Here is a 20,539-nt window from a genome sequence, read left to right as displayed (position 1 = left end):
AATCAGCTGTTAACAACGTCTACAGGGGTTTGATCTTTAAGATTCTGGTGGCCAACGGTGACAACGGTTTCGTTGCCGGTGAGGCCGCTGATAATTTCCACCATGCCGGCATCTTCAAAGCCCAGCGTCACAGGCACTTTTAATGCTTTTCCGTCACGGACAACAAATACATTGCTCTCGTTATCAATACTCACCAGTGCAGAGCGAGGCAAAAGCGGCGTATCACTGTGAGTGTCATAATTCAGGGCAACTTCACTGAACATACCGGCTTTCAGTCTTTCTTCGTCATTGGGTACGTTCAGAGTCACTTTAAATGTGCCGGTTGTGGCATCAATGACAGGGCTTATACGTGCTACGCGGGCAGTAACTTTGCGGTGGTTCAGTGCGGGGATAGTCAGTGTAGCCTGCTGATTATTGCGGATTTGAGAAAGTTCACTCTCGGGCAGATAGACAATACCTTGCAGGGATTTCTGCTGGACAATATGAAACATACGTTCGCGCTGGAAGGATTCAGTCAGGTTACCAACTTTGGCATTACGCTCTGCAATATAGCCACTGATAGGGGCGGTGATGGTCGTTTCTTTCAGATCCAGTTCGGCCAGTTCAACATTCGCCTGTACAGACTCAAACTGAGCGGTCAGCTTCTCAAACGCATCGTCACTGATCAGTTTGCGGGAATATACCTTATTCATTTTCGCCAGTTCCTGCTCAATACCGGCTAAGTCAGCTCTTGCTTTTTGCAGGTTCAGTTCATAACGTCGTTTATCAAGTTGCGCCAGGATCTGACCTTTTTCAACATAGTCACCTTCTTCAACCAGGATATGTTCGATGATGCCGGATGCTCTGGCGACAACGAACGCTTCTTCCTGCGCTTCTAAAATAGCGGTGGTTGCATAATTTGACGAAATTTCACCCCGCTGAATGGTTATCGCTTCAACAGGAATAGTAATGATAACGGCCTCTTCCTTTTCTTCATCCGTGGCGCCGGCATTGCCGCAACCGGCAAGGGTCGTGCTGAGTAAGCCAAGTGAAAAGGTTGCTGCGAGTAATAAAGGTGTTCTGGTTTCCATGGTCAAAGCCCGTAGTGAGTACTGTTATAAGTTATACCCCGTAACAGCATTGACCATGCCACTCTACAACTTTCGTATAATTGTTATTATATTCAACAGGTTAGTGTTTTTGGTGAGAGGAGGGGAGTTGGCGAGATACACAAGTATTAGTCAAAACCACTAATTACTGGTGTTAAAATCAGTGTTAAGCAAAATAATTGAGAGGCTTCTGAGCGGACTGACATCAGGGCTTCAAAAAGGGAAGAATGAAGCCGGTCGTCAGCTCCACATCACACATATTGCAGCTATAGCAATAAGCACCAGGCCAGTCACTTCGTGACCTTTGACCGGTGTTTTCAGCATCACCGCCGAAATGACCATGGTGGTCAGCACTTCTATCTGTCCCAGTGTTTTTACATAGGCCACATACTGTATAGTCATAGCACTGAACCAGCAAACTGAACCAAAACAGCTGGTGGTACTGGCAGCCAGCGTCAGTGCCGGCTGACGGCGAAGTTGCCGGAATACGTAGGGCTCTTTTATAGAAATATAAACACAGAGGATCAGTGTCTGAATGCACAGAACCCACAGCAGTCCCCAGGCAGTATTCACCGGGAAGGGAACAGAAAGCTGATTGGCCGCCTCGCGGATAAACAGCGAGGTCAGTGCAAAACTGCCTCCGCAGGCGAGTCCGGTCAGTATGGTTTTCAGGCTGAGTTCGCCTTTGCGCGTTGCACCACTCAGTACAAATACCGCAACCGCCCCGATAATGATCCCCAGCCAGCCAAAAGAGGTAAGCTGACTACCGAAGAAAAGCGTGCCTAAAACCGCGGCAACCAGCGCCTCGCTTTTTGCCAGTCCTGCACCCACAGCGAAATTTTTTTGCTTAAACAACACCACCATAAGGGATGTGGCCACAATTTGCATGACTGCGGACACCAGAATATAGGCGATAAAAGTGCTGTCAAATGCCGGTATGCCCACAGGATAAAACTGATAAAGCGTAATCAGATAGGCGAGAGCGATTGGCGGAGCAAAAAGAAAACGGGCCAGCGTCACACCTGAGGTGTTGACGTGCTGGCTGAGTTTACTTTGAAAGGCGTTTCTGAATGTTTGCAGGATTACCGCGCCAACGGTAAAGAATATCCAGGTCACAGAATTTCGAAGCGGGTTTCGATCTCTACATTACCTGCCAGCATTAACATCACTGAACAGTATTTTTCTGCTGACAGTTGTACGGCTCTGGCAACGGCTTTTTCAGATAAACCTTCGCCTTTTACTTTATAACAGGCAACAATTTTAGTGAAAACTCTGGGCGGGTTTTCTGCGCGCTCTGCTACCAGTTCACATTCACAATGGGAAATGTCGAACCGGCCTTTTTTCAAAATATCCACCACATCGATACTGGAGCAACTCCCGGCTGCAATCAGCACGGATTCCATGGGAGAGATGGCCTGTCCGTTGCCGTCCATCACGGTTTTGTAGCCGGAATCTGTGGTACCGGTAAAAGTGAGATCGTTATCCCATACAACTTTTGCTTTCATGTTATTCCTGTTAATTCAGTTTTACTGCATCTTTCGTGATGGTAATTTTGCGTTGTTTATATAACGCACCCAATGCTTTTTTATATGCCGCTTTACTGACATTAAAGTGGGCGTAAATATCTTCCGGTTTGCTTTTATCGGTTAAGATAGAAACACCGCCATGCGCTTCCAGATCTTCCAGAATAGCTTCTTCCAGTGTTTTCCGGCCGATTTTGTCGGTACGTTGAAGGGCTACATCAATTTTGCCGTCCTCGCGGATGGTCTTAATGACAGCATCCAGTCGCTGACCGGTTTTTAATGACTTAAATGCATCACTGTGAAAAATCAGTCCCAGTGCCTCACCATTAATGACGACTTTAAAACCCAGTTCCGTTTTTGAATACACCAGGCATTCAACCCCGTCGCCGGCTTTCAATGTATCTGACGATTCCTTAATGAAACGGTGGAGCCGGGTGGCGCCCAGGACGCGGCCGGTACTTTCATCGTGATAAATATGGACAACATAACGCATGCCTTCATTGACCGGTCCGTCCTGCATGCCCGCAGGGACAAGCAGATCCCGTTGACCGCCCCAGTCAAAAAACGCACCGAAGTTTGTCGCGCCGGTTGCTTTAAGCACCACGGTATCACCAGCCTGCGCTACCGGTGTTTGCGGCCAGGCTTCAAGATTTCCGGTTTCATCAATGCCGACAAAAATATCCAGCGTATCTCCGGTTTTCACTTTTTCCGGCAGCGCGGCCATATTTTCATGGGTTAGCAGTACCAGTGGATCGTTATCATCGCCACTGGAGAGGTGAAAGCCAAAAGGCAGTGATTCACCGACTTGAAGGGTATTGATTTTGCCAATGTGTATCATCAGGACTGACTGTGAAAGTAAATACAGGTAACATGATAACCAATTGTGAGAATGAGCTAAACCATTATGAAGTTGAATTGCGATCTTGGTGAAAGTTTCGGTGCCTGGCATATGCCTGTCGACGGCGACATTATGCAGTATATCGATCAGGCGAACATTGCCTGTGGCTTTCACGCCGGTGATCCGCTGGTAATGCGTAAAGCTGTCGCACTGGCTAAAGCAGCGGGTGTGGCCACGGGGGCTCATCCGTCTTATCCGGATCTGCAGGGCTTCGGCCGGCGTTCAATGAAAATGGCGGATGATGAGCTGACAGCCTGCCTGCAATACCAGATTGCAGCATTGACCGGCATTGCCCGAATTCAGCAGGTAGAGGTGTCCTACGTTAAACCTCACGGAGCGCTGTATAACGATTTAATGCAGGACAGGGCGCTGCGCCAGACCGTCATGAAAGCCGTGGCAGAAGCGGGGCAGGGAGCGCTCAGTCTGATGATTCAGGCTCATCCTGACAGCGACAAACTTATTGCAGAAGCTGAGGTTTACGGGCTCCGGCTTCAATTTGAAGCCTTTGCTGATCGCCGGTACACCGATGACGGCTATTTAATGTCGAGGCAACACGCCGGTGCGGTGCTGAATCATGATCAGGCCACCGCGCAGGTACAGGGATTACTGGAACACGGTACGATTATAACCAGTGGCGGTAAAACGCTGTCGTTGCAGGTAGACACCCTTTGTGTGCACGGCGATTCACCCGGCGCAGTGGCGATGGCAAAATCATTCAGAGAAATGCTGAATCATGCAACCCTTTGACAATGTCCGTCACATTGCCTTTGCCGGCATGGACGGTCTCATATTGTACTTCGGTGGTAAAGATGTCACGCAAATGAACGCTGCGGTTTCCGCTTATCATCTTGCGTTGAAGGCGAATCCGCCAATCTGGTTAAAAGAAGCCATCCCGTCCTATGACTCCCTGCTAATTTTGTTCGATGCAAAGATAACTGACAGCCATGGTGTATATCGTTTATTGCGTCAACTGCAACCGCAGATGTCAGCCGGAAAAAGCCTTCGACGACACCGGATCCCTGTCTGGTATGGTGCCCCGGAAGCGAACGATCTCGATGAAGTCGCTTCTCACACCGGCCTGGCGGTCAGTGAGATAATTGCATTGCATACAGCAACCGTGTACCGCGTGTTTGCAGTGGGGTTTGCGCCCGGTTTCGCTTATCTGGGGGAAAGTCCGGAACGTCTGTCGGTACCGCGCCGCAAAACACCGAGGACAAAAGTGCCCGCCGGTGCGGTTGCACTGGCCGACCGTCAGGCTGCAGTGTATCCGCAAGTATCGCCCGGCGGCTGGCAGTTACTGGGACTCAGTCCGTTAACTTTATTTTATCCTGCCAGTGCGCAGCCGGCCCTCTTGCAGGCCGGCGACGAAGTAGAGTTCTATGAAATTGATGAGCGGGAATACCTGGAGCAGGTGAAGGCATGACAATATCCTTTACTATTATCAATCCGGGATTCATCAGTTTAATCGTTGATGCCGGCAGAACAGGGATGCAGGAGCAGGGTTTTAGCGGCTCAGGTCCTTTAGACGTCGAAGCTTTTAACTTTGCAAACTGGCTTTCTGGCAATCCTGAAGGCAATCCTTGCATTGAAATTGCCGGTGATGTACACATCAGATTTGAGCATTCAGCCACTATGGCTGTTTGCGGCCCTGCTGTTTCACTTGCCGTGAACGGTGAACCTGCTTCTGAACTGGCCACAATTAACCTCAGCGCCGGAGACGACGTTCAGATTTCGCAGCAGCTTGCAGGTCAACGTTGCTATTTCGCTGTTCAGGGCGACTGGCAGATACCTGAAATAGCCGGTTCTGTGTGCACCGTGATGCGGGAAAAGCTGGGCGGACTTGCCGGTGACGGAAGGCCTCTTCATGCCGGTGACACAATTCATGTTGTCCCTGCAGCACAGGAAAACATAAGCCGCATATTGCCTGCTTCCATGCTTGCTCCCTATGCCAGTGATGCACCGGTTGATATTATTCCGGCTTATCAGCATGACGTGTTCAGCAGCAGAGTCCGGGCAACTTTTTATTCCTCAGCCTACAGTGTGACACCGCAAAGTGACCGTATGGGTTATCGCCTGAGTGGTCCTGCCATATCGTCGGGGTTTGAAGCTATGCGCTCAGAAGGGATTAATTGCGGTTCTGTGCAGGTGCCTGCAGACGGTCAGCCGATTATAATGCTGGCTGACAGACAAACTCTGGGCGGCTATCCCAAAATCGGTGTAATAGCGCCATATGATCTTCCGAGGGTAGCGCAGTCTGTTCCCGGCACAACGTTAACGTTTAATCCGGTGGATCCGGAAAATGCCCGTGGAACATGGCTGTTAAGGCAAGCCCGTTTTGACAATTTTTTCAGGAACAATTGATATCTGATGACAATCGCGTTTTTAAATGACCAGTTTTTACCCCTTGAAGAGGCACGTATTTCTCCGATGGACAGAGGTTTTCTGTTCGGCGACGGTATTTACGAGGTGATCCCTACCTTGCACGGTAAAGCTGTTGGTATGAACGCCCACCTCGACCGGTTACAAAACGGGCTCGATGAGCTGGCAATTACAAATCCGAAAACAAAGGCACAATGGACAGAGCTGGTAAGTGAACTGGTGACGAAAAATACACAAGCTCTGAATTCTGCGTCAGTGGGTGTGTATATTCAGGTATCACGGGGTACTGAGATGAAACGTGCCCATGGTTATCCTGACAATATTCCTCCCACTGTGTTCGCTTTTGCGTTTGCTACCGCCGCGCCGCCGGTGCCGGATAAAGCCGCAGTGGTAACCTTTGATGTCGCCAGTGGTGAAGATAAGCGCTGGCAGCGTTGTAACATCAAATCCACATCGCTGCTCGGCAATGTGATGCATTATCAGCAAGGCCGGCAGGCCGGTAAACAGGAAATCATTTTGTTGAACAGCCACGGGGAAGTGACTGAGGCCAGTTCATGCAACGTATTCGTTGTGAAAGAGGGTGTTATCATGACACCACCGCTGGATCATCAAATTTTGCCGGGAATTACCCGGAAGCTGGTCATTGAAAGTCTTGCAGCAGAAGGCGTTGAGGTGCAGGAAGTACCGGTTACAGCAGAAGTATTGTTCAGTGCTGATGAAGTGTGGCTAACCAGCTCCAGTAAGGAAATCAGCCCTGTTATCTCGGTGGATGATAAACCCGTGGGGAACGGGCAGGCCGGTGAGGTATGGCTTAAAGCCATCACAGCTTTCAACAAACACAAGTTTACGTTATAAAAAAACCTGCACGCTGTGCAGGTTTATTTAATCTTAACGACCGGCGACTCAGTCGTCGGTTTTATCACAGGTACCGTCTTTACATTCACCGTAAAGATACAGGCTGTGATGTGTCAGTTTGATGTTATTGCGTTCGGCAATTTCAATTTGACGTTGTTCAATCACGTCATCTTCAAACTCGATGACTTTGCCACATTTCAGACACACCAGATGGTCGTGGTGCTCTTTATGACTGATTTCAAATACTGACTTGCCACCTTCAAAATGGTGTCGGTTCAAAATACCAGCGTCATCGAACTGGTTAAGCACACGGTATACCGTCGCAAGACCAATTTCCTCACCCTGATCGATCAGAATTTTATACACATCTTCAGCACTGATATGCTGGTTGGCAGGTTCCTGCAGGATCTGCAGAATTTTTAAACGGGGAAGTGTAACTTTTAAACCCGCTTTTTTTAGTTCTTTATTTTGATCCATAAATAATCACTTCTGGAAGCTCTTCTGATTTAACGCTCATTATAGGTACTTTGCCAGGTTTTAAAAGTAAAAGCGCGGATATCTTCAACATTAATCTGCAGAGTAAATCATTGATCCCTGTCATTTATCCATACGTTTTTTAAGGACTTTGTGCAGCTAACCGGACCCTTCAGGCGGTATGCAGAGAGTTATTCAGGATTTACCCTCTCAACGAACTAAAGCATTGTTAAGTTTCTACCGATAAGTTCAATGAAAGCTATGCCTTTTTCGCTGCAAAATAGCGACTTTTCCGGGATGTTTTCAACATTATTTATCTTGCCGGCAATTACGGAACACTGTGCGCAGACATATTTCCTGGTCAAAAAACGGCAAGGCCGGAAAACTTATATTAAAATCAATGATAACCATGTTACGGAAATAAAACCGAAGATTGGGATAAGAAGATGCGCCTGACTGTTGTACAAAAAATAACCCTTGGTTTTGCCCTGTTCGGCTGTTTATTACTGATCACCAGTTTACTTGCTTATCTGGGACTCAGCGACATCCGCCGTTCTGCTGAAACGGTGGCCACCGAGAAAATGCCGGTTCAGACAAAAATGATGTCTCTGAAGTCAGATGCATTGTCTCTGGCGACCGTAACGGCAAACGGTTACTACATGGATGAGCTTTCAGCACTGAATAAAAACAAAGCTGAGTTTGAGGCACTGAGTGAAGTCTTTTCTGAAGATCTCGCTATTTTCGATACCACCTTTGGTAATCACACAGAATCAAAACAGGCCGTAGAGGCGGGTAATACATTTATTCGTGAGAGCGCGACGGTGTACGAAGCGCTTATCAGCAGCAAACAAATACAATTGTCTCTGGCAAAGCAGCGGGAAGAAGCTATCTCTCATATTGATGAAGCCGGAGCGCTGATGATGGATTTAAGCTTTCTGGATAACGGACAGCCCGGTATCGATGCGCTGGCCGGCCTCGGTGCGAATATTGACAATAAATTGCTCACTTTGAGTTCGGTCATCACCGAACTGGTTAAGTCTGAAGATCCTGAAGATTCACTGGTGATTCTGGATGACCTGGACTATCAGTTGAGCAATCTGGCGGTAGACACCGAATATCTGTTCCGGTCTGCCAGTGGCCTGAATACCGACGGTATCATCAGCAATTTTCAGCAGCAGTATGATGCCATGCTGGCTATTCTCACCGGTGAATCCGGTCTGATGGCCGGCCAGAAACAGAAGTTATCTCACATCGCCCATGCCACAGAAAGCCGTCAGCGTGCCAACACATCGCTGGCGCAGGCTACCTCGACAATCAATAACCTTTACGAAGAAGTCACTGAAGAAACCCTGAAAGGGCAAAACCTGATCCTGGACACTGTCCAGGACAGCCTTGTTGATACGCTGGTGGTGTCGTTTATTGGTCTGGTGGCTGCAGTTGCACTCACTCTCACTGTGCGTAAAAGCATTGCCGGGCCGCTGCAAAATATTACCCGTGGTCTCGGCCGGATCAGTGAAGGGGATTTATCGTATCGTCTGAAGACACAGGGCAATGATGAATTTGCCGATTTGTCGGTAAAGGTAAACAGTTTAACTGAAGCTCTCAGAGATCTTATCGGTAACATTCAGCAACAGGAACGAACGCTGCTGGATGTGGCCAGAGAAAGTGTGGAAATGGGTGAACGCAGTCTGGAGCAGGTGGCCCAACAACGTGACCGGGTCCGTAAAACCTCCTCAGATACTGCCAGTGTAAGAAGCACCAGTGAAAAAAACCTCGCGATGATTCAGCAATCGGTGGATGAACTTAACCGGGTCGCCAGTCAGACGCAGCAAACATCCGAACTGGTTGCACAAAACCGGCAACAGGTTGCAGAACAATCTGGCCAGGCATCGGCATCCGCCAGCATCATAAACCGGCTGGATGAGAACAGCCGCAGCATCGGCAGTATCCTTGACGTCATTAAAACCATCGCGGAACAAACAAACTTGCTGGCGCTCAATGCTGCAATAGAAGCTGCCCGTGCCGGTGATCAGGGCCGCGGATTTGCCGTTGTCGCCGACGAGGTCAGAACGCTGGCTAACCGCACGCATAACTCCACTGAAGAAATTGAATCGATGATTGGCAGTTTGCAACGAGATGCACAGCAAGCTGTGGAAGCCATCAACCTGAGTATGGAAAAGGCGGAGCAGGGCGTTGCTATCAGTGAAAAAGTCTATGAGCAGGTTAATGGGATCAGTGAGGTCATTGTGAAGCTGCAGGCGTTTAATGCCGGCTTTGTGAAAGACACTAAAGCTCAGGATAAAGTACTTGCGGGTATTGATGATAATCTTAACGCAATCGTGACGCTGGCTGATGCAAGTGCAGAGAGTACCCGTCTGGCAAATGAATCCAGTGCCAGGGTGGATGAGCAAATGGAAGGATTGCGGAAAGTGGTTGAGCGCTTCAGATTATAAAAAAAACGGGCTGAGCGCCCGTTTTCTTTAATTCTATATCAGGCAAGTTCTGCCAGACATAATTCTTCGTGTAACTGCTTACACCAGGCACGTACACGCTCTTCGGTTAATTCCGGCTGGCGGTCTTCGTCAATGCCCAGACCAACGAAGTGGTTATCATCAGCCATGCCTTTAGAGGCTTCAAAGTCGTAGCCGTCTGTAGACCATTGACCGACAAGAATTGCACCGCGGGGTTCTACGATATCGCGAACCATGCCCATGGCATCCAGGAAATATTCAGCGTAATCTTCCTGATCGCCGCAACCGAAAATTGCAACCAGCTTGTCATTGAAATCAATTTCTTCCAGTTCAGGGAAGAAGTCATCCCAGTCACATTGTGCTTCACCGTAGTACCAGGTAGGGATCCCGAATATCAGAAGATCAAATTCAGCGATCTGTTCTTTGGTACTCTTGGCAATGTCCTGTACATCAATCAGGTTTTTGCCTAATTCCTTTTGAATCATCTTTGCAACATGTTCGGTATTTCCTGTGTCACTACCGAAAAACAAGCCAACACTTGCCATAATAACCCTCTGTTCGATACATCTTCTGAAATTACACGCCGGTACTTAACCAAATAAGTTCTATCAATCCTTTGGCAATAAAACCCAGCGCTCCCATTCCGAGTACGCCATAGGCAACTACCCGTCCGATAAGCGGTACATCGTTACTTTTGAGAACATCATGTACGGCATAGCCCATCAGGACAAACAGGCCGGTAAGCCCAAGATAAAACATGATGGATTCAATGGTTTCGTAATTTTCAGCAAGCATAGTTTTACTTAGTCCAAAATCGGCGCAAACTATAGCACAGAAATCAGCTGCCTCGCAGTGAAAACCACGTAATTTTTTGCGCTATATCATGCCTGATGCGGGCGAAATATGTGTTTTTCAACCACGCGGTTGAAGGCGCCCGGCTTTTCTGCATGTAACCAGTGACCGGCTCCTTCAATAACATGGGCGCGGGCAGCAGGAAAATACTGCAATATTTCGCTCTGCATGGACGCCGTGATGTAATCGGAATTACCACCCTTGATGAAAAGTACAGGCTCAGAGAATTGAGCATCGCTGCTTTGCCATCCTTTAATCGCTTCGTAACTGTTTGCCAGACCATCCAGATTAAAGCGCCAGTGCCATTGTTTACCGGTATCCTGATATAAACTTTTTAACAGAAACTGGCGTACTCCGGCTTCCGGAATGCCACTTTGTAAACTTTTGTCCGCATCAGAACGGCTGTTGACAGAATTAAGGTCTAGCGACTTTAATGCACTGATTATCGCATCATGACGGGACGGATAACTTACCGGAGCAATATCCGCAACGATGAGATCATCAAGAAACTGCGGATGGGTGAGTGCGAGGCGCATTGCTACCTTTCCACCCAGCGAATGTCCAAGTATGCCTGTGCGGGCTTTCTTAAACTGTTTGACTAATGCGTATAACTGTTCTGCTGCTGCCTCTATGGAAAAATGCTCCAGATGGGGTGATTGACCGTGGTCCGGTAAATCTACACTGAGCACATTCACTTTGGGCGCGAAATGCCGCTTTACGACAGATAAATTGTCAGCTGTTCCGAATAAACCGTGAATAATAACAAGTAAATAATCAGAATCAGTATTTTCTGAAAAAGAATAATGTAACGTGGATTGCATGATTGACCTGAAAAAAAGGCGACTGATGTCGCCTTTGAATGGAATTTTTTAAATTGCGAAATCTTCCAGCGATTTGCCGCTGTCTAACGCATCTTTGTAGACCCGTGGCATTCTTCCGATACCTGTCCACTGGTGTACTTTACCTTCACCATCTTTCAATTCGTATTTTACCGGACGTTTTTTACCGGTAGATTTCTTTTCAACAGTCGTCGACTCCAGATCACTGACATCAAGACCGGCTTCTTCAAGTTGCTTTTGGATATCAGCAATTTTCTGCAGCTTTTCCTGTTTAGCTTTTTCTTCTTCGAGATCTTTTTCTTTTCTTTTCTCGATGATGTTGGCTAACTTTTCTTGTACAGATTCTAATTCAGCTGTGCTTAAATCCTTTACGGCACCTTGCAAACGTCTTCCATGCGTCAGTATTTCTAAAAAGTCGTTCATTCATCAACCTTGTGTTAGTTAAAAAACTGTGTATTTAAAAAGGATAGTCAAATTTTAATCTAAAAAAAAGCAGCTTAACACTGCTTTTTCTTAAAATTGTAATAAATAGCTAATTTACAGGATTTGGATCACATATTCGGATAATTCGGCCCGCCTGCACCTTCAGGGACAACCCATTGAATATTCTGTGACGGATCTTTAATGTCGCAGGTTTTACAGTGAATACAATTTTGCGCATTGATTTGAAATCGTAACGTGTTGTGTTCTTCTATAATTTCGTATACACCGGCCGGACAGTAACGCTGTGCGGGCTCATCGTACTTCGACAGATTAACCTTCAGTGGTATCTCAGGGTCTTTTAACTTCAGGTGGCAAGGTTGATTTTCTTCATGATTGGTGTTCGACAAAAAGACAGAAGAGAGTTTGTCGAAACTCAAAATACCATCGGGTTTTGGATACACCTTTTTAGTAGCATCTTTCTTATCTTTTAATTGTAAATAATCTTTACGATCGTCTTTAATGGAGAAGGGTAATTTACCTTTGAATATTTTTTGGTCAACAGTATTGTAAACGCCGCCCCAAAACGTGCCGAACTGGTGAATAGCGGCACCAAAATTTTTACTGCTGTTCAGTTCAGAATATAACCAGGATGTTTTAAAAGCCTGATTAAAATTCGTTAATGCAGGATCAGGTGTTGCTGATTTTAATTCATTAATAATGCTGTCTGCCGCTAAAATGCCAGACTTCATCGCTGTGTGATTACCTTTGATTTTAGCGAAATTCAGTGTACCCGCATTACATCCTATGAGAATGCCTCCGGGAAAAGTCATGTCAGGTAATGAATTCAGTCCGCCTTTTGCTATTGCTCTGGCACCGTAGGAGACTCTTTTTCCATTTTCCAGGTATTGCCTGAAAACCGGATGATGTTTCATTTGCTGAAATTCATCAAATGGACTTAAGTACGGGTTGTCGTAATTTAAATCGACAATAAGACCGGCAAACACCTGGTTGTTTTCTGCATGGTAAAGAAAACCACCGCCCGTTGAATCTGTCAGCGGCCAGCCTGCTGTGTGAACCACCAGACCGGGTTCATGCAGGGCAGGGTCAATATCCCAGATTTCTTTAAATCCGATGGCATAGTGTTGAGGAGCGCTATTTTCATCCAGATTAAATTTGGAAATTAATTGTTTACCCAGATGTCCGCGACAACCTTCGGCGAATATTGTGTAACGGGCTTTTAAAATCATGCCCGGCATGTAGCCGTCTTTCTGGCTGCCGTCTTCTGCTACGCCCATGTCGCCGGTAATGACACCACCGGCTGAGCCGTCTTCGTTATAATAAACTTCAGAGGCTGCAAATCCGGGAAAAATCTCAACACCAAGGCTCTCTGCTTTTTCAGCCAGCCAGCGGCAAACATTGCCCATACTGACAATATAATTGCCATCGTTGTGCATGGTATCGGGAACCAGAGCCTGAGGAAGTTTACGGGCATGCTGACCGTCAGTCAGGTAATAAATGTCGTCTCTCAGCACAGGGGTATTCAGCGGTGCGCCTTCATTTTTCCAGTCCGGAAACAACTCATCCAGCGCAGTGGTTTCGAATACTGCGCCGGATAAAATATGTGCACCTACTTCAGAACCTTTTTCAACAACACAGACCATCAACTCGAGGGAAGCGGCCTGAGCCTGTTGCATTAGCCTGCATGCCGCTGACAGCCCGGCAGGGCCTGCACCGACAATCACTACATCAAATTCCATCGATTCACGTTCCATGAATGCCTCCGGTAAGTTTTGTCAATCAGGTTGACGTTTACGTCAACAGTAAGTAAATTGCATGGTAAGTTTACGTTAACGTAAAGATAAAGTCAGGTGTTAATTGTAACATCTTTGTAAACTGAGAAGTCTGGTGCTTTATTTAACAGGAGCATCGTCTCCGGTTTTTTGTTTTTAACACCGGCAATGAATGTTTAGACGTTATCTGTAATTAATCAAACTCTTATTCCCGGCCAACTGAGGTAAAGAATGAAAGTACTTGTCCCGGTAAAACGCGTTATCGATTACAACGTAAAGGTACGCGTGAAAGCTGATGAGTCAGGTGTGGATCTGACTAATGCAAAAATGGCGTTAAATCCTTTTTGTGAAATTGCAGTAGAAGAGGCGATCCGCCTGAAAGAAAAAGGTGTCGCGACAGAAGTTGTCGTTGTGTCTGTCGGCGATAAAGCCTGTCAGGAACAAATCCGTACGGCACTGGCACTGGGGGCTGACCGCGGTTTGCACATTGAAGCGGATAGTTCGCCGGACTCTTTGCAGGTAGCGAAGCTGTTGAGTAAAGTCGTTGAGCAGGAGCAACCCGGGCTTGTGATTCTGGGCAAACAGAGTATCGACTCCGATAATAATCAAACCGGACAAATGTTGTCAGCATTGACCGGCATGCCACAGGGTACCTTTGCTTCAGCCGTTGATGTGAAAGACGGCACGGTGGAGGTCACCAGAGAGGTAGACGGCGGTCTGCAAACTGTGTCACTAAGCTTACCTGCTGTGGTAACGACAGACTTACGACTGAACGAGCCCCGCTATGCGTCGTTGCCAAATATTATGAAAGCAAAACGTAAGCCTCTTGATGTAAAGACAGCTGCGGATTTCGGCGTAGATATGACGTCAAAAGTGAAGGTGATCAAAGTCACTGCACCGGCTCAGCGAAGCGGAGGCGTGAAGGTGGCAGATGTGGCTGAACTTGTCGAAAAACTGAAAAGCGAGGCGAAAGTAATATCATGAGTATTCTTGTAATCGCAGAACATGACAATAACCAGTTGAAACCGGAGACGGCGAAAGTGGTACAGGCGGCGTCACAACTGAGTGGAGACATTCACGTACTGGTTGTGGGGGAAGGTTGCAAAGCCGTAGCAGAGCAGGCCGCAGCGTTAAGCGGTGTGTCGCTGGTCAAATGTGCTGACAGTACCCATTATGCATATCAGATGGCAGAAAGTGTGTCAGCGCTGGTGGTATCTCTGGCCACGGACTACTCTCATATTCTTACCGCTGCCACAACCACAGGTAAAAATTTTATGCCTCGTGTAGCGGCCTTACTGGATGTCGCGCAAATCTCTGACATAACCGGCATTGAGGCTGATAACCATTTTATCAGACCGGTCTATGCGGGTAATGCTATTGCCACTGTCGAATCTGAAGAGACAGTACACGTTATTACTGTACGAACGTCCGCCTTTGACAGTGTCTCTGATGGTAATAACGCGACGGTTGAATACATCGATGCAGAATTTCCGTCGGAAAAATCATCCTTTACCCGTGCACAACTCACAGAGTCCGAACGCCCTGAGCTGACTGCGGCAAACGTGGTGATCTCCGGTGGACGTGGCATGCAAAACGGTGAAAACTTCAGTTTGCTTGAGGGCATAGCCGATAAACTGGGGGCCGCAATTGGTGCCTCAAGGGCGGCAGTGGATGCCGGATTTGTACCCAATGATATGCAGGTAGGTCAGACAGGTAAAATTGTTGCCCCTGATTTGTATATAGCAGTAGGGATTTCCGGTGCAATTCAGCATCTTGCCGGCATGAAAGATTCAAAAGTGATTGTCGCGATTAATAAAGACGAAGAAGCCCCGATTTTTCAGGTGGCGGATTATGGTCTGGTGGGTGACTTATTTGATATCCTGCCGGAACTTGAAAAGGCCCTGTAGCTATAAAGCAAAGAAGGCGCTGTACCAGCGCCTTCTATCAATTTCTATACCCTTACAACCGAGTTATCTTCCAGACTCACCGGCGAAGGCATATAACCGTCAGCTTCCCAGTCATTCTCCCACACATCGTCATTCAATAAATAACGGAACTGGTATTCGGCATCAGCATCCAGCGTTACAGTTTGTGTGAAATCACCATTCTTAAGCTTTTTCATTGGTGTGACATCCGTATCCCAGGCATTAAAGTCGCCCACCAGTTTTGCTGTGGCAGCTTCACCAGCCTCGTTGGCATTTAAACGGAATGTGACCTTACAGGCAGGTTTAGTTTTTAAATACTGTTTTTTAAGACTCATGAGATCCCTCGTGCAAAATGCGTATGATTCATCACCAAGTTAAGACTAATTTTCAATCAGTTCAAGGGATTTCGTGTTAAAAATCAGCCAGTGAGCTGTTGCTGCTTTAGTAAAAATATAAACAAACAGAAATAAAATTTAACAATCTAAAAGCAGCCAGCATCAGGCAACAGGTTTACACTAAAGATGTAAAAATAATAATACCGTTAAAACGGCGCCCGGAATGCCTGTACCCATTAATCTATCAGGGGCAGTTTTCCCCGGCAGCTGTTATTACATTGCGCCTTAAAGGAATATTCATGTCTAAAAGTGGTTGGGTCAAAACACTCGGTCCTGTCATCGTCATTGTCATTGCGCTTGTGCTGGCAATCATTCTCATTTCATCAAAAACACCGCCTGAACAAAAAGTACCTGAATCTAAAGATTTTCTGGTTGAAGCAAGGCTTGCTGAGAGACAACAAACCGCTTTTGTGGTGCATTCTCAGGGTAATGTGGTGCCTAAAAATCAAACCCGTATTAGTGTCCAGGTTAATGGTCAGGTGATGGCTATATCGGAACAGTTTGAAGTAGGGGGCACATTCAGAAAAGGTGATGTACTTGCTGTGCTGGAGCAGCAGGACTATCAGACTGAAGTGAAACTGGCAGAGGCTGAACTGGCGCAGGCACAGGCAACATTACAGGAAGAAATTGCCAGAGGAAAAGTGGCAGAAAAGGAATGGCGTTCCGTGAACTCAGTCGTGCCACCTGAACTGGGATTACGAAAACCACAGCTTGCCCGTGAGCAGGCCAATGTGAAAGCGGCAGAAGCGAAACTGGAAAGAGCTAAGCGCAACCTCGCCAGAACTGAGATCAAAGCCCCTTATAATGGCATTGTGATAAACCGGAATATTGATCTCGGGCAGTACGTTTCAGCGGGCAGTGAAACAGGCACGATCTATTCTACTGATACAGCAGAAATCCGCTTGCCCGTAACTGAATCTGAACTGGCTTATATTGACCTGCAGGGTGATCTGAGAAGTAAAACGTCGGTACGGCTGAAAGCTAAAGTCGCAGGAACACTTCAATACTGGGATGCTGAGCTGGTCAGAACCGAAGGGGTAATGGATGCCGGTAGCCGCGTATTATATGCCGTAGCCAGAGTGGAAGACCCTTACAACCTGAATGGCAAAAGGGAAGGAGCCGTTTTACGGTTTGGTCAGTTTGCAGAAGCTGATATCACCGGCTCGGATCTCGAAGAATTGTATGTGTTACCACGCAGTGTATTACGGCTGGATAACACCATTCTTACTGTATCAAAAGACAATACCTTGCAAATTAACCCGGTTGATGTGGCGCGGGCTACCGCAAAGCAGGTGTATGTGCGCTCAGGCTTACCGGAAAATCCTAAAGTAGTCTTCAGTGTCGTGCCCAATCCCTATGAAGGAATGAAGGTACGGATTTCCGGTGAAGAGTTAATAACGGAAGATGCTACTGAAAGTGACAGCGATGCGCTGAAAATCCCGGGAGCAGACAATGAGTAAAATCGATACTCATAAGGGCATTATTGCCTGGTTTGCCCGTAACAGTGTGGCTGCCAACCTGCTGATGATAATCTTACTTGCTGGCGGTCTGTTCTCTGCATTCTCGATTCAGAAACAGGTATTTCCTGCTTTTGAAATTGACGTTATTAACGTGAGGGTGCCTTATCTGGGTGCTGCACCTCAGGAGGTGGAAGAGGGCGTTATACTGAAAATTGAAGAGGCGGTAAAAGATCTCGACGGTATTAAACAAATAACCTCAACCGCTGTAGAAGGCATGGGCACCGTCAGCATTGAAGTCGATGAAGACTACGATGTGCAGGAAGTACTTGATGAAGTAAAAGTGCAGGTTGATGCCATTCCGACATTTCCCGGTAACACCGAGAAGCCGGTGGTTTACCGCCAGAAAATTCAGCAGGATGTTATCTGGATCTCCGTCTATGGCGAGGCCACCGAACGGGAACTGAAAGAATTCGCCAAAAACATGCGCGATGAGATTGCCAATCTGCCCGGTATTTCCAGTGTTTCCGTTGTGGGTGCAAGAGACTATGAAGTCGCCATAGAATTGTCTGAAATGGCGCTGCAGAAATACAACCTGACTTTTTCAGAAGTGGTGAATGTTGTCCGCCAGTCCAGTGTGGATTTGCCTGGCGGTGCGATAAAAACGGAAAACGGCGATATTCTTTTACGTACCAAAGGTCAGGCATACCGGGGAGATGATTTTGCCCGCATTGTACTGCTGACAGACAGCAACGGCACCCGTGTTACGCTGGGTGATGTGGCGGCCATTAAAGACGGTTTCGTTGAAGATAATCAGTTTTCAGAGTTTGACGGTAAACCTGCTGTAAACTTGCGGGTCCGGGCTGTGGGTGATCAGAATGCACTGGATATTTCTGATCAGGTTAATCAGTACATTGAGAAAAACAAAGAAGACTTCCCGGGTAATATTACTGCCGATACCTGGGGAGACAGCTCATTTTACCTGGCCGATCGCCTGAACATGATGCTTTCAAACATGTTTTTCGGTGCACTACTGGTATTTATTGTTCTGTCTCTGTTCCTGAAAATTAAACTCGCTTTCTGGGTTATCTGGGGGTTACCGGTGTGTTTTCTGGGCACGTTACTGGTAATGCCCATGGAAGCGGTTGATGTGTCTATCAACATGCTAAGCCTGTTTGCCTTTATTCTGGTGCTGGGCATCGTGGTGGATGACGCCATCATTATGGGCGAGTCGGCATACTCTGAAATCGATAAAAAAGGGCACAGTACAGAAAATGTCATTACTGGTGTTAAGAAAGTGGCAATGCCGGCTACCTTTGGTGTGCTGACTACCGTTGCTGCCTTTACACCTATGCTAATGGTTTCCGGGCCCTTCGGTGTGATCTGGAAGACAATCGGCTGGGTTGTAATCATCTGTCTGCTTTTCTCCCTGCTGGAGTCAAAGCTCATTCTGCCTGCCCACCTGGCTCATATGAAATTAAAGCCCTATGACCCGGCAAAAGCCAATCGCTTCCAGCGCTTCCGGGATTTTTTCAGTGAAGGTATCAAAACCTTTATCGATAAGGTGTACGCCCCATTTTTACGTAAAGCCATTCACATGCGTTATCTGACTTTGTCGATATTTCTGGCCATGATGATACTGACTATCGGACTGTTTATGGGCGGTATAGTACGCTTCGTGTTCTTTCCGAATATTCCCAGTGACTTCATGATGGCATCTTTCGAACTTGAGCCGGGTTCTTCGCTGCAACAGCGGGATCAGACCCTGGCGACCATGCTGGATGCCATGTACCGCATGGATAAAAATGTCACAGATGAAACCGGTGCCGGCATCATTAAACACGCCATTGCTTTTGACAGCGGTACTACGGGCGGTGAAGTCTTCGTGGAAATGACCAAAGGCGAAAGCCGTGAAATGAAAGACTTTGAGATCCACCAGCGCTGGCGGGATGAAATGCCTGAAATTCCCGGCGTAAAATCCTTCAATATCGGCGCGCCGGGGGGAATGGGGAGCGGGGCTGATCTCAGTTTTGAATTCAGTTCATCAGATATTGCCGCTCTGCAATCTGTCAGTGAAGCATTAAAGACCAGATTATCGTCTTTTGACGGGGTGACAGATATCAATGATACGTTTGCCGGTGGCAGCGATGAAATTCAGCTTTCTCTGACCACGCAGGCAGAGGCGCTGGGGATCTCACTTCAGCAGCTCGGTCAACAGGTACGGTATGGCTTCTATGGTGCTGAAGTACAGCGGGTGCAGCGTGACGATGAAGAAGTCAAAGTCATGGTGCGATATCCCAAAGAGGAACGCTCATCGGTTTCTCATTTGCAGGAAATGCGGGTACGGGCGCCTAATGGCGATGATATTCCGTTTGAAGAAGTGGGTGAAATCACATTAGGCAAAGGCTATGACTCTATTATCCGTGTAGACGGCAGCCGTTCGGTGACGGTAACCGCTAAAGTCGACAAGGATATGTTGGATCCCGGTGAAATTACCAAAGAAGTGGTCATGAAAATCGTGCCTGAATTACTCAAACAGTATCCGAAGGTGCACTTTAAACTGCAGGGCAACTCTAAAGAAGAAGCCGATGCAATGATGGGACTGGTTAAAGGGCTGCTCTTTGCTTTATTTGCCATCTATGCACTACTGGCCATTCCGCTTCGCTCATACAGTCAACCGCTGATCATTATGTCTGTGATCCCGTTTGGTGTAGTCGGGGCAATATTTGGCCATCTTGTGCTGGGACTTGCTGTGAGCGTGCTGTCAATTTGCGGCATCATTGCGTTATCCGGGGTGGTGGTAAATGACAGCTTAATCATGGTGGACTTCGTTAACCGTGCCAGACAGGAAGGACACAAGTTAATTGATGCCGCTATTCTCGCCGGTACCCAACGCTTCAGAGCCATCATTCTGACCTCACTGACAACCTTTATGGGGCTGATGCCCATCGTAGCAGAAAAGAGTTTGCAAGCTCAGATTGTGATACCCATGGCTGTATCACTGGCTTTCGGTATTCTTTTCGCCACGGTGATCACCCTTCTGCTGGTGCCTTGTCTGTACCTGATGATGCACGATGTACGCAAACTGTTCAGAAGCCGGCGTGATGAGAAAGTCCGGATTTACGGAGAAGCAGAATCTACCACTGATTAATTCAGCAGCCCCGCTTGCG

The 20,539-nt window shown here is 47.3% G+C and carries 20 protein-coding genes; 9 read left to right on the top strand and 11 right to left on the bottom strand.

Features of this window, described 5'->3' with window-relative positions; translation table 11 throughout:
* Nucleotides 1-2: 2 nt before the first annotated feature.
* The 4 genes from ACXAGC_RS10230 to ACXAGC_RS10215 form a co-directional block, all read right to left on the bottom strand.
* A complete protein-coding gene (locus tag ACXAGC_RS10230) occupies nt 3-1,070 on the bottom strand; it encodes an efflux RND transporter periplasmic adaptor subunit (protein ID WP_474844298.1) in 1,068 nt (355 codons plus the stop codon).
* Nucleotides 1,071-1,328: 258 nt separating this feature from the next.
* Entirely contained in the window at nt 1,329-2,204 is an 876-nt protein-coding gene (locus ACXAGC_RS10225) for an EamA family transporter (protein ID WP_474844297.1), read from the bottom strand.
* Nucleotides 2,201-2,593, bottom strand: a complete 393-nt coding sequence (locus ACXAGC_RS10220) for an OsmC family protein (RefSeq protein ID WP_474844296.1) — start codon at nt 2,591-2,593, stop codon at nt 2,201-2,203. The genes ACXAGC_RS10225 and ACXAGC_RS10220 overlap by 4 nt, the downstream gene beginning before the upstream one ends.
* A gap of 10 nt (nt 2,594-2,603) precedes the next feature.
* Nucleotides 2,604-3,449, bottom strand: coding sequence for a CvfB family protein (locus tag ACXAGC_RS10215; RefSeq protein ID WP_474844295.1), 846 nt, complete (start codon nt 3,447-3,449; stop codon nt 2,604-2,606).
* Nucleotides 3,450-3,515: 66 nt separating this feature from the next.
* Between ACXAGC_RS10215 and ACXAGC_RS10210 the strand changes: the two genes are divergently transcribed.
* Genes ACXAGC_RS10210 through ACXAGC_RS10195 form a run of 4 tightly spaced genes read left to right on the top strand, consistent with a single transcriptional unit; the run spans nt 3,516 to nt 6,743 of the window.
* Nucleotides 3,516-4,256 (top strand): 5-oxoprolinase subunit PxpA, encoded by a 741-nt coding sequence (locus tag ACXAGC_RS10210; protein WP_474844294.1) that lies wholly within the window; start codon nt 3,516-3,518, stop codon nt 4,254-4,256.
* A complete protein-coding gene (gene pxpB / locus ACXAGC_RS10205) occupies nt 4,243-4,932 on the top strand; it encodes a 5-oxoprolinase subunit PxpB (RefSeq protein WP_474844293.1) in 690 nt (229 codons plus the stop codon). The genes ACXAGC_RS10210 and pxpB overlap by 14 nt, the downstream gene beginning before the upstream one ends.
* Complete coding sequence (locus ACXAGC_RS10200) at nt 4,929-5,870, top strand: 5-oxoprolinase subunit C family protein (protein WP_474844292.1); 942 nt, start codon at nt 4,929-4,931, stop codon at nt 5,868-5,870. Before pxpB ends, ACXAGC_RS10200 begins: the two co-directional genes overlap by 4 nt.
* 6 nt (nt 5,871-5,876) lie before the next feature.
* A complete protein-coding gene (locus ACXAGC_RS10195; protein WP_474844291.1) occupies nt 5,877-6,743 on the top strand; it encodes a D-amino acid aminotransferase in 867 nt (288 codons plus the stop codon).
* A gap of 48 nt (nt 6,744-6,791) precedes the next feature.
* On the opposite strand, the gene fur is transcribed toward ACXAGC_RS10195, so the two are convergent.
* Entirely contained in the window at nt 6,792-7,220 is a 429-nt protein-coding gene (gene fur / locus ACXAGC_RS10190; RefSeq protein WP_119501490.1) for a ferric iron uptake transcriptional regulator, read from the bottom strand.
* 443 nt (nt 7,221-7,663) lie between these two features.
* On the opposite strand from fur, the gene ACXAGC_RS10185 reads away from it, so the two are divergent.
* Nucleotides 7,664-9,670 carry a HAMP domain-containing methyl-accepting chemotaxis protein gene (locus ACXAGC_RS10185; RefSeq protein ID WP_474844290.1) on the top strand — a complete coding sequence of 669 codons (2,007 nt, stop codon included), beginning with the start codon at nt 7,664-7,666 and terminating at the stop codon, nt 9,668-9,670.
* 38 nt (nt 9,671-9,708) lie between these two features.
* On the opposite strand, the gene fldA is transcribed toward ACXAGC_RS10185, so the two are convergent.
* From fldA to ACXAGC_RS10160, 5 genes are all read right to left on the bottom strand, one after another.
* Nucleotides 9,709-10,233, bottom strand: coding sequence for a flavodoxin FldA (fldA, locus tag ACXAGC_RS10180; protein ID WP_119501488.1), 525 nt, complete (start codon nt 10,231-10,233; stop codon nt 9,709-9,711).
* A gap of 31 nt (nt 10,234-10,264) precedes the next feature.
* Complete coding sequence (locus tag ACXAGC_RS10175) at nt 10,265-10,483, bottom strand: DUF2788 domain-containing protein (protein WP_119501487.1); 219 nt, start codon at nt 10,481-10,483, stop codon at nt 10,265-10,267.
* An 86-nt stretch (nt 10,484-10,569) separates the two neighbouring features.
* Nucleotides 10,570-11,361 (bottom strand): alpha/beta fold hydrolase, encoded by a 792-nt coding sequence (locus tag ACXAGC_RS10170; protein WP_474844289.1) that lies wholly within the window; start codon nt 11,359-11,361, stop codon nt 10,570-10,572.
* A 48-nt stretch (nt 11,362-11,409) separates the two neighbouring features.
* The gene (locus ACXAGC_RS10165; protein WP_303574763.1) at nt 11,410-11,802 is read right to left on the bottom strand and encodes an H-NS histone family protein; all 393 of its coding nucleotides are present in this window, start codon (nt 11,800-11,802) and stop codon (nt 11,410-11,412) included.
* Between the two features lie 128 nt (nt 11,803-11,930).
* Nucleotides 11,931-13,574, bottom strand: coding sequence for an electron transfer flavoprotein-ubiquinone oxidoreductase (locus tag ACXAGC_RS10160; protein WP_474844288.1), 1,644 nt, complete (start codon nt 13,572-13,574; stop codon nt 11,931-11,933).
* 249 nt (nt 13,575-13,823) lie between these two features.
* On the opposite strand from ACXAGC_RS10160, the gene ACXAGC_RS10155 reads away from it, so the two are divergent.
* Nucleotides 13,824-14,576 (top strand): electron transfer flavoprotein subunit beta/FixA family protein, encoded by a 753-nt coding sequence (locus ACXAGC_RS10155; protein WP_474844287.1) that lies wholly within the window; start codon nt 13,824-13,826, stop codon nt 14,574-14,576.
* Nucleotides 14,573-15,499, top strand: coding sequence for an electron transfer flavoprotein subunit alpha/FixB family protein (locus ACXAGC_RS10150; protein WP_474844286.1), 927 nt, complete (start codon nt 14,573-14,575; stop codon nt 15,497-15,499). The genes ACXAGC_RS10155 and ACXAGC_RS10150 overlap by 4 nt, the downstream gene beginning before the upstream one ends.
* Nucleotides 15,500-15,543: 44 nt before the next feature.
* Here ACXAGC_RS10150 and ACXAGC_RS10145 read toward each other — a convergent pair whose 3' ends face one another.
* The gene (locus tag ACXAGC_RS10145) at nt 15,544-15,852 is read right to left on the bottom strand and encodes an isoamylase early set domain-containing protein (RefSeq protein WP_119501481.1); all 309 of its coding nucleotides are present in this window, start codon (nt 15,850-15,852) and stop codon (nt 15,544-15,546) included.
* Nucleotides 15,853-16,151: 299 nt separating this feature from the next.
* On the opposite strand from ACXAGC_RS10145, the gene ACXAGC_RS10140 reads away from it, so the two are divergent.
* Together ACXAGC_RS10140 and ACXAGC_RS10135 are read left to right on the top strand one after the other, a co-directional pair.
* Nucleotides 16,152-17,372: an efflux RND transporter periplasmic adaptor subunit gene (locus tag ACXAGC_RS10140; RefSeq protein WP_474844285.1), complete on the top strand. Its 1,221-nt coding sequence runs from the start codon at nt 16,152-16,154 to the stop codon at nt 17,370-17,372.
* Nucleotides 17,365-20,520 (top strand): efflux RND transporter permease subunit, encoded by a 3,156-nt coding sequence (locus ACXAGC_RS10135; protein ID WP_474844284.1) that lies wholly within the window; start codon nt 17,365-17,367, stop codon nt 20,518-20,520. The genes ACXAGC_RS10140 and ACXAGC_RS10135 overlap by 8 nt, the downstream gene beginning before the upstream one ends.
* The last annotated feature ends 19 nt before the right edge of the window (nt 20,521-20,539 follow it).

Source organism: Alteromonas sp. AWJ4_197, assembly GCF_056160285.1.
Note: the sequence above shows the minus strand (reverse complement) of the source record. Positions and strands in the feature narration are given on the sequence as shown.

Coding starts and splice junctions, on each gene's coding strand:
- ACXAGC_RS10230 (WP_474844298.1), bottom strand. CDS start 1,070: ATGGAAACCAGAACACCTTTATTACTCGCAGCAACCTTTTCACTTGGC.
- ACXAGC_RS10220 (WP_474844296.1), bottom strand. CDS start 2,593: ATGAAAGCAAAAGTTGTATGGGATAACGATCTCACTTTTACCGGTACC.
- ACXAGC_RS10215 (WP_474844295.1), bottom strand. CDS start 3,449: ATGATACACATTGGCAAAATCAATACCCTTCAAGTCGGTGAATCACTG.
- ACXAGC_RS10210 (WP_474844294.1), top strand. CDS start 3,516: ATGAAGTTGAATTGCGATCTTGGTGAAAGTTTCGGTGCCTGGCATATG.
- pxpB (WP_474844293.1), top strand. CDS start 4,243: ATGCAACCCTTTGACAATGTCCGTCACATTGCCTTTGCCGGCATGGAC.
- ACXAGC_RS10200 (WP_474844292.1), top strand. CDS start 4,929: ATGACAATATCCTTTACTATTATCAATCCGGGATTCATCAGTTTAATC.
- ACXAGC_RS10195 (WP_474844291.1), top strand. CDS start 5,877: ATGACAATCGCGTTTTTAAATGACCAGTTTTTACCCCTTGAAGAGGCA.
- fur (WP_119501490.1), bottom strand. CDS start 7,220: ATGGATCAAAATAAAGAACTAAAAAAAGCGGGTTTAAAAGTTACACTT.
- ACXAGC_RS10185 (WP_474844290.1), top strand. CDS start 7,664: ATGCGCCTGACTGTTGTACAAAAAATAACCCTTGGTTTTGCCCTGTTC.
- fldA (WP_119501488.1), bottom strand. CDS start 10,233: ATGGCAAGTGTTGGCTTGTTTTTCGGTAGTGACACAGGAAATACCGAA.
- ACXAGC_RS10175 (WP_119501487.1), bottom strand. CDS start 10,483: ATGCTTGCTGAAAATTACGAAACCATTGAATCCATCATGTTTTATCTT.
- ACXAGC_RS10170 (WP_474844289.1), bottom strand. CDS start 11,361: ATGCAATCCACGTTACATTATTCTTTTTCAGAAAATACTGATTCTGAT.
- ACXAGC_RS10165 (WP_303574763.1), bottom strand. CDS start 11,802: ATGAACGACTTTTTAGAAATACTGACGCATGGAAGACGTTTGCAAGGT.
- ACXAGC_RS10160 (WP_474844288.1), bottom strand. CDS start 13,574: ATGGAACGTGAATCGATGGAATTTGATGTAGTGATTGTCGGTGCAGGC.
- ACXAGC_RS10155 (WP_474844287.1), top strand. CDS start 13,824: ATGAAAGTACTTGTCCCGGTAAAACGCGTTATCGATTACAACGTAAAG.
- ACXAGC_RS10150 (WP_474844286.1), top strand. CDS start 14,573: ATGAGTATTCTTGTAATCGCAGAACATGACAATAACCAGTTGAAACCG.
- ACXAGC_RS10145 (WP_119501481.1), bottom strand. CDS start 15,852: ATGAGTCTTAAAAAACAGTATTTAAAAACTAAACCTGCCTGTAAGGTC.
- ACXAGC_RS10140 (WP_474844285.1), top strand. CDS start 16,152: ATGTCTAAAAGTGGTTGGGTCAAAACACTCGGTCCTGTCATCGTCATT.
- ACXAGC_RS10135 (WP_474844284.1), top strand. CDS start 17,365: ATGAGTAAAATCGATACTCATAAGGGCATTATTGCCTGGTTTGCCCGT.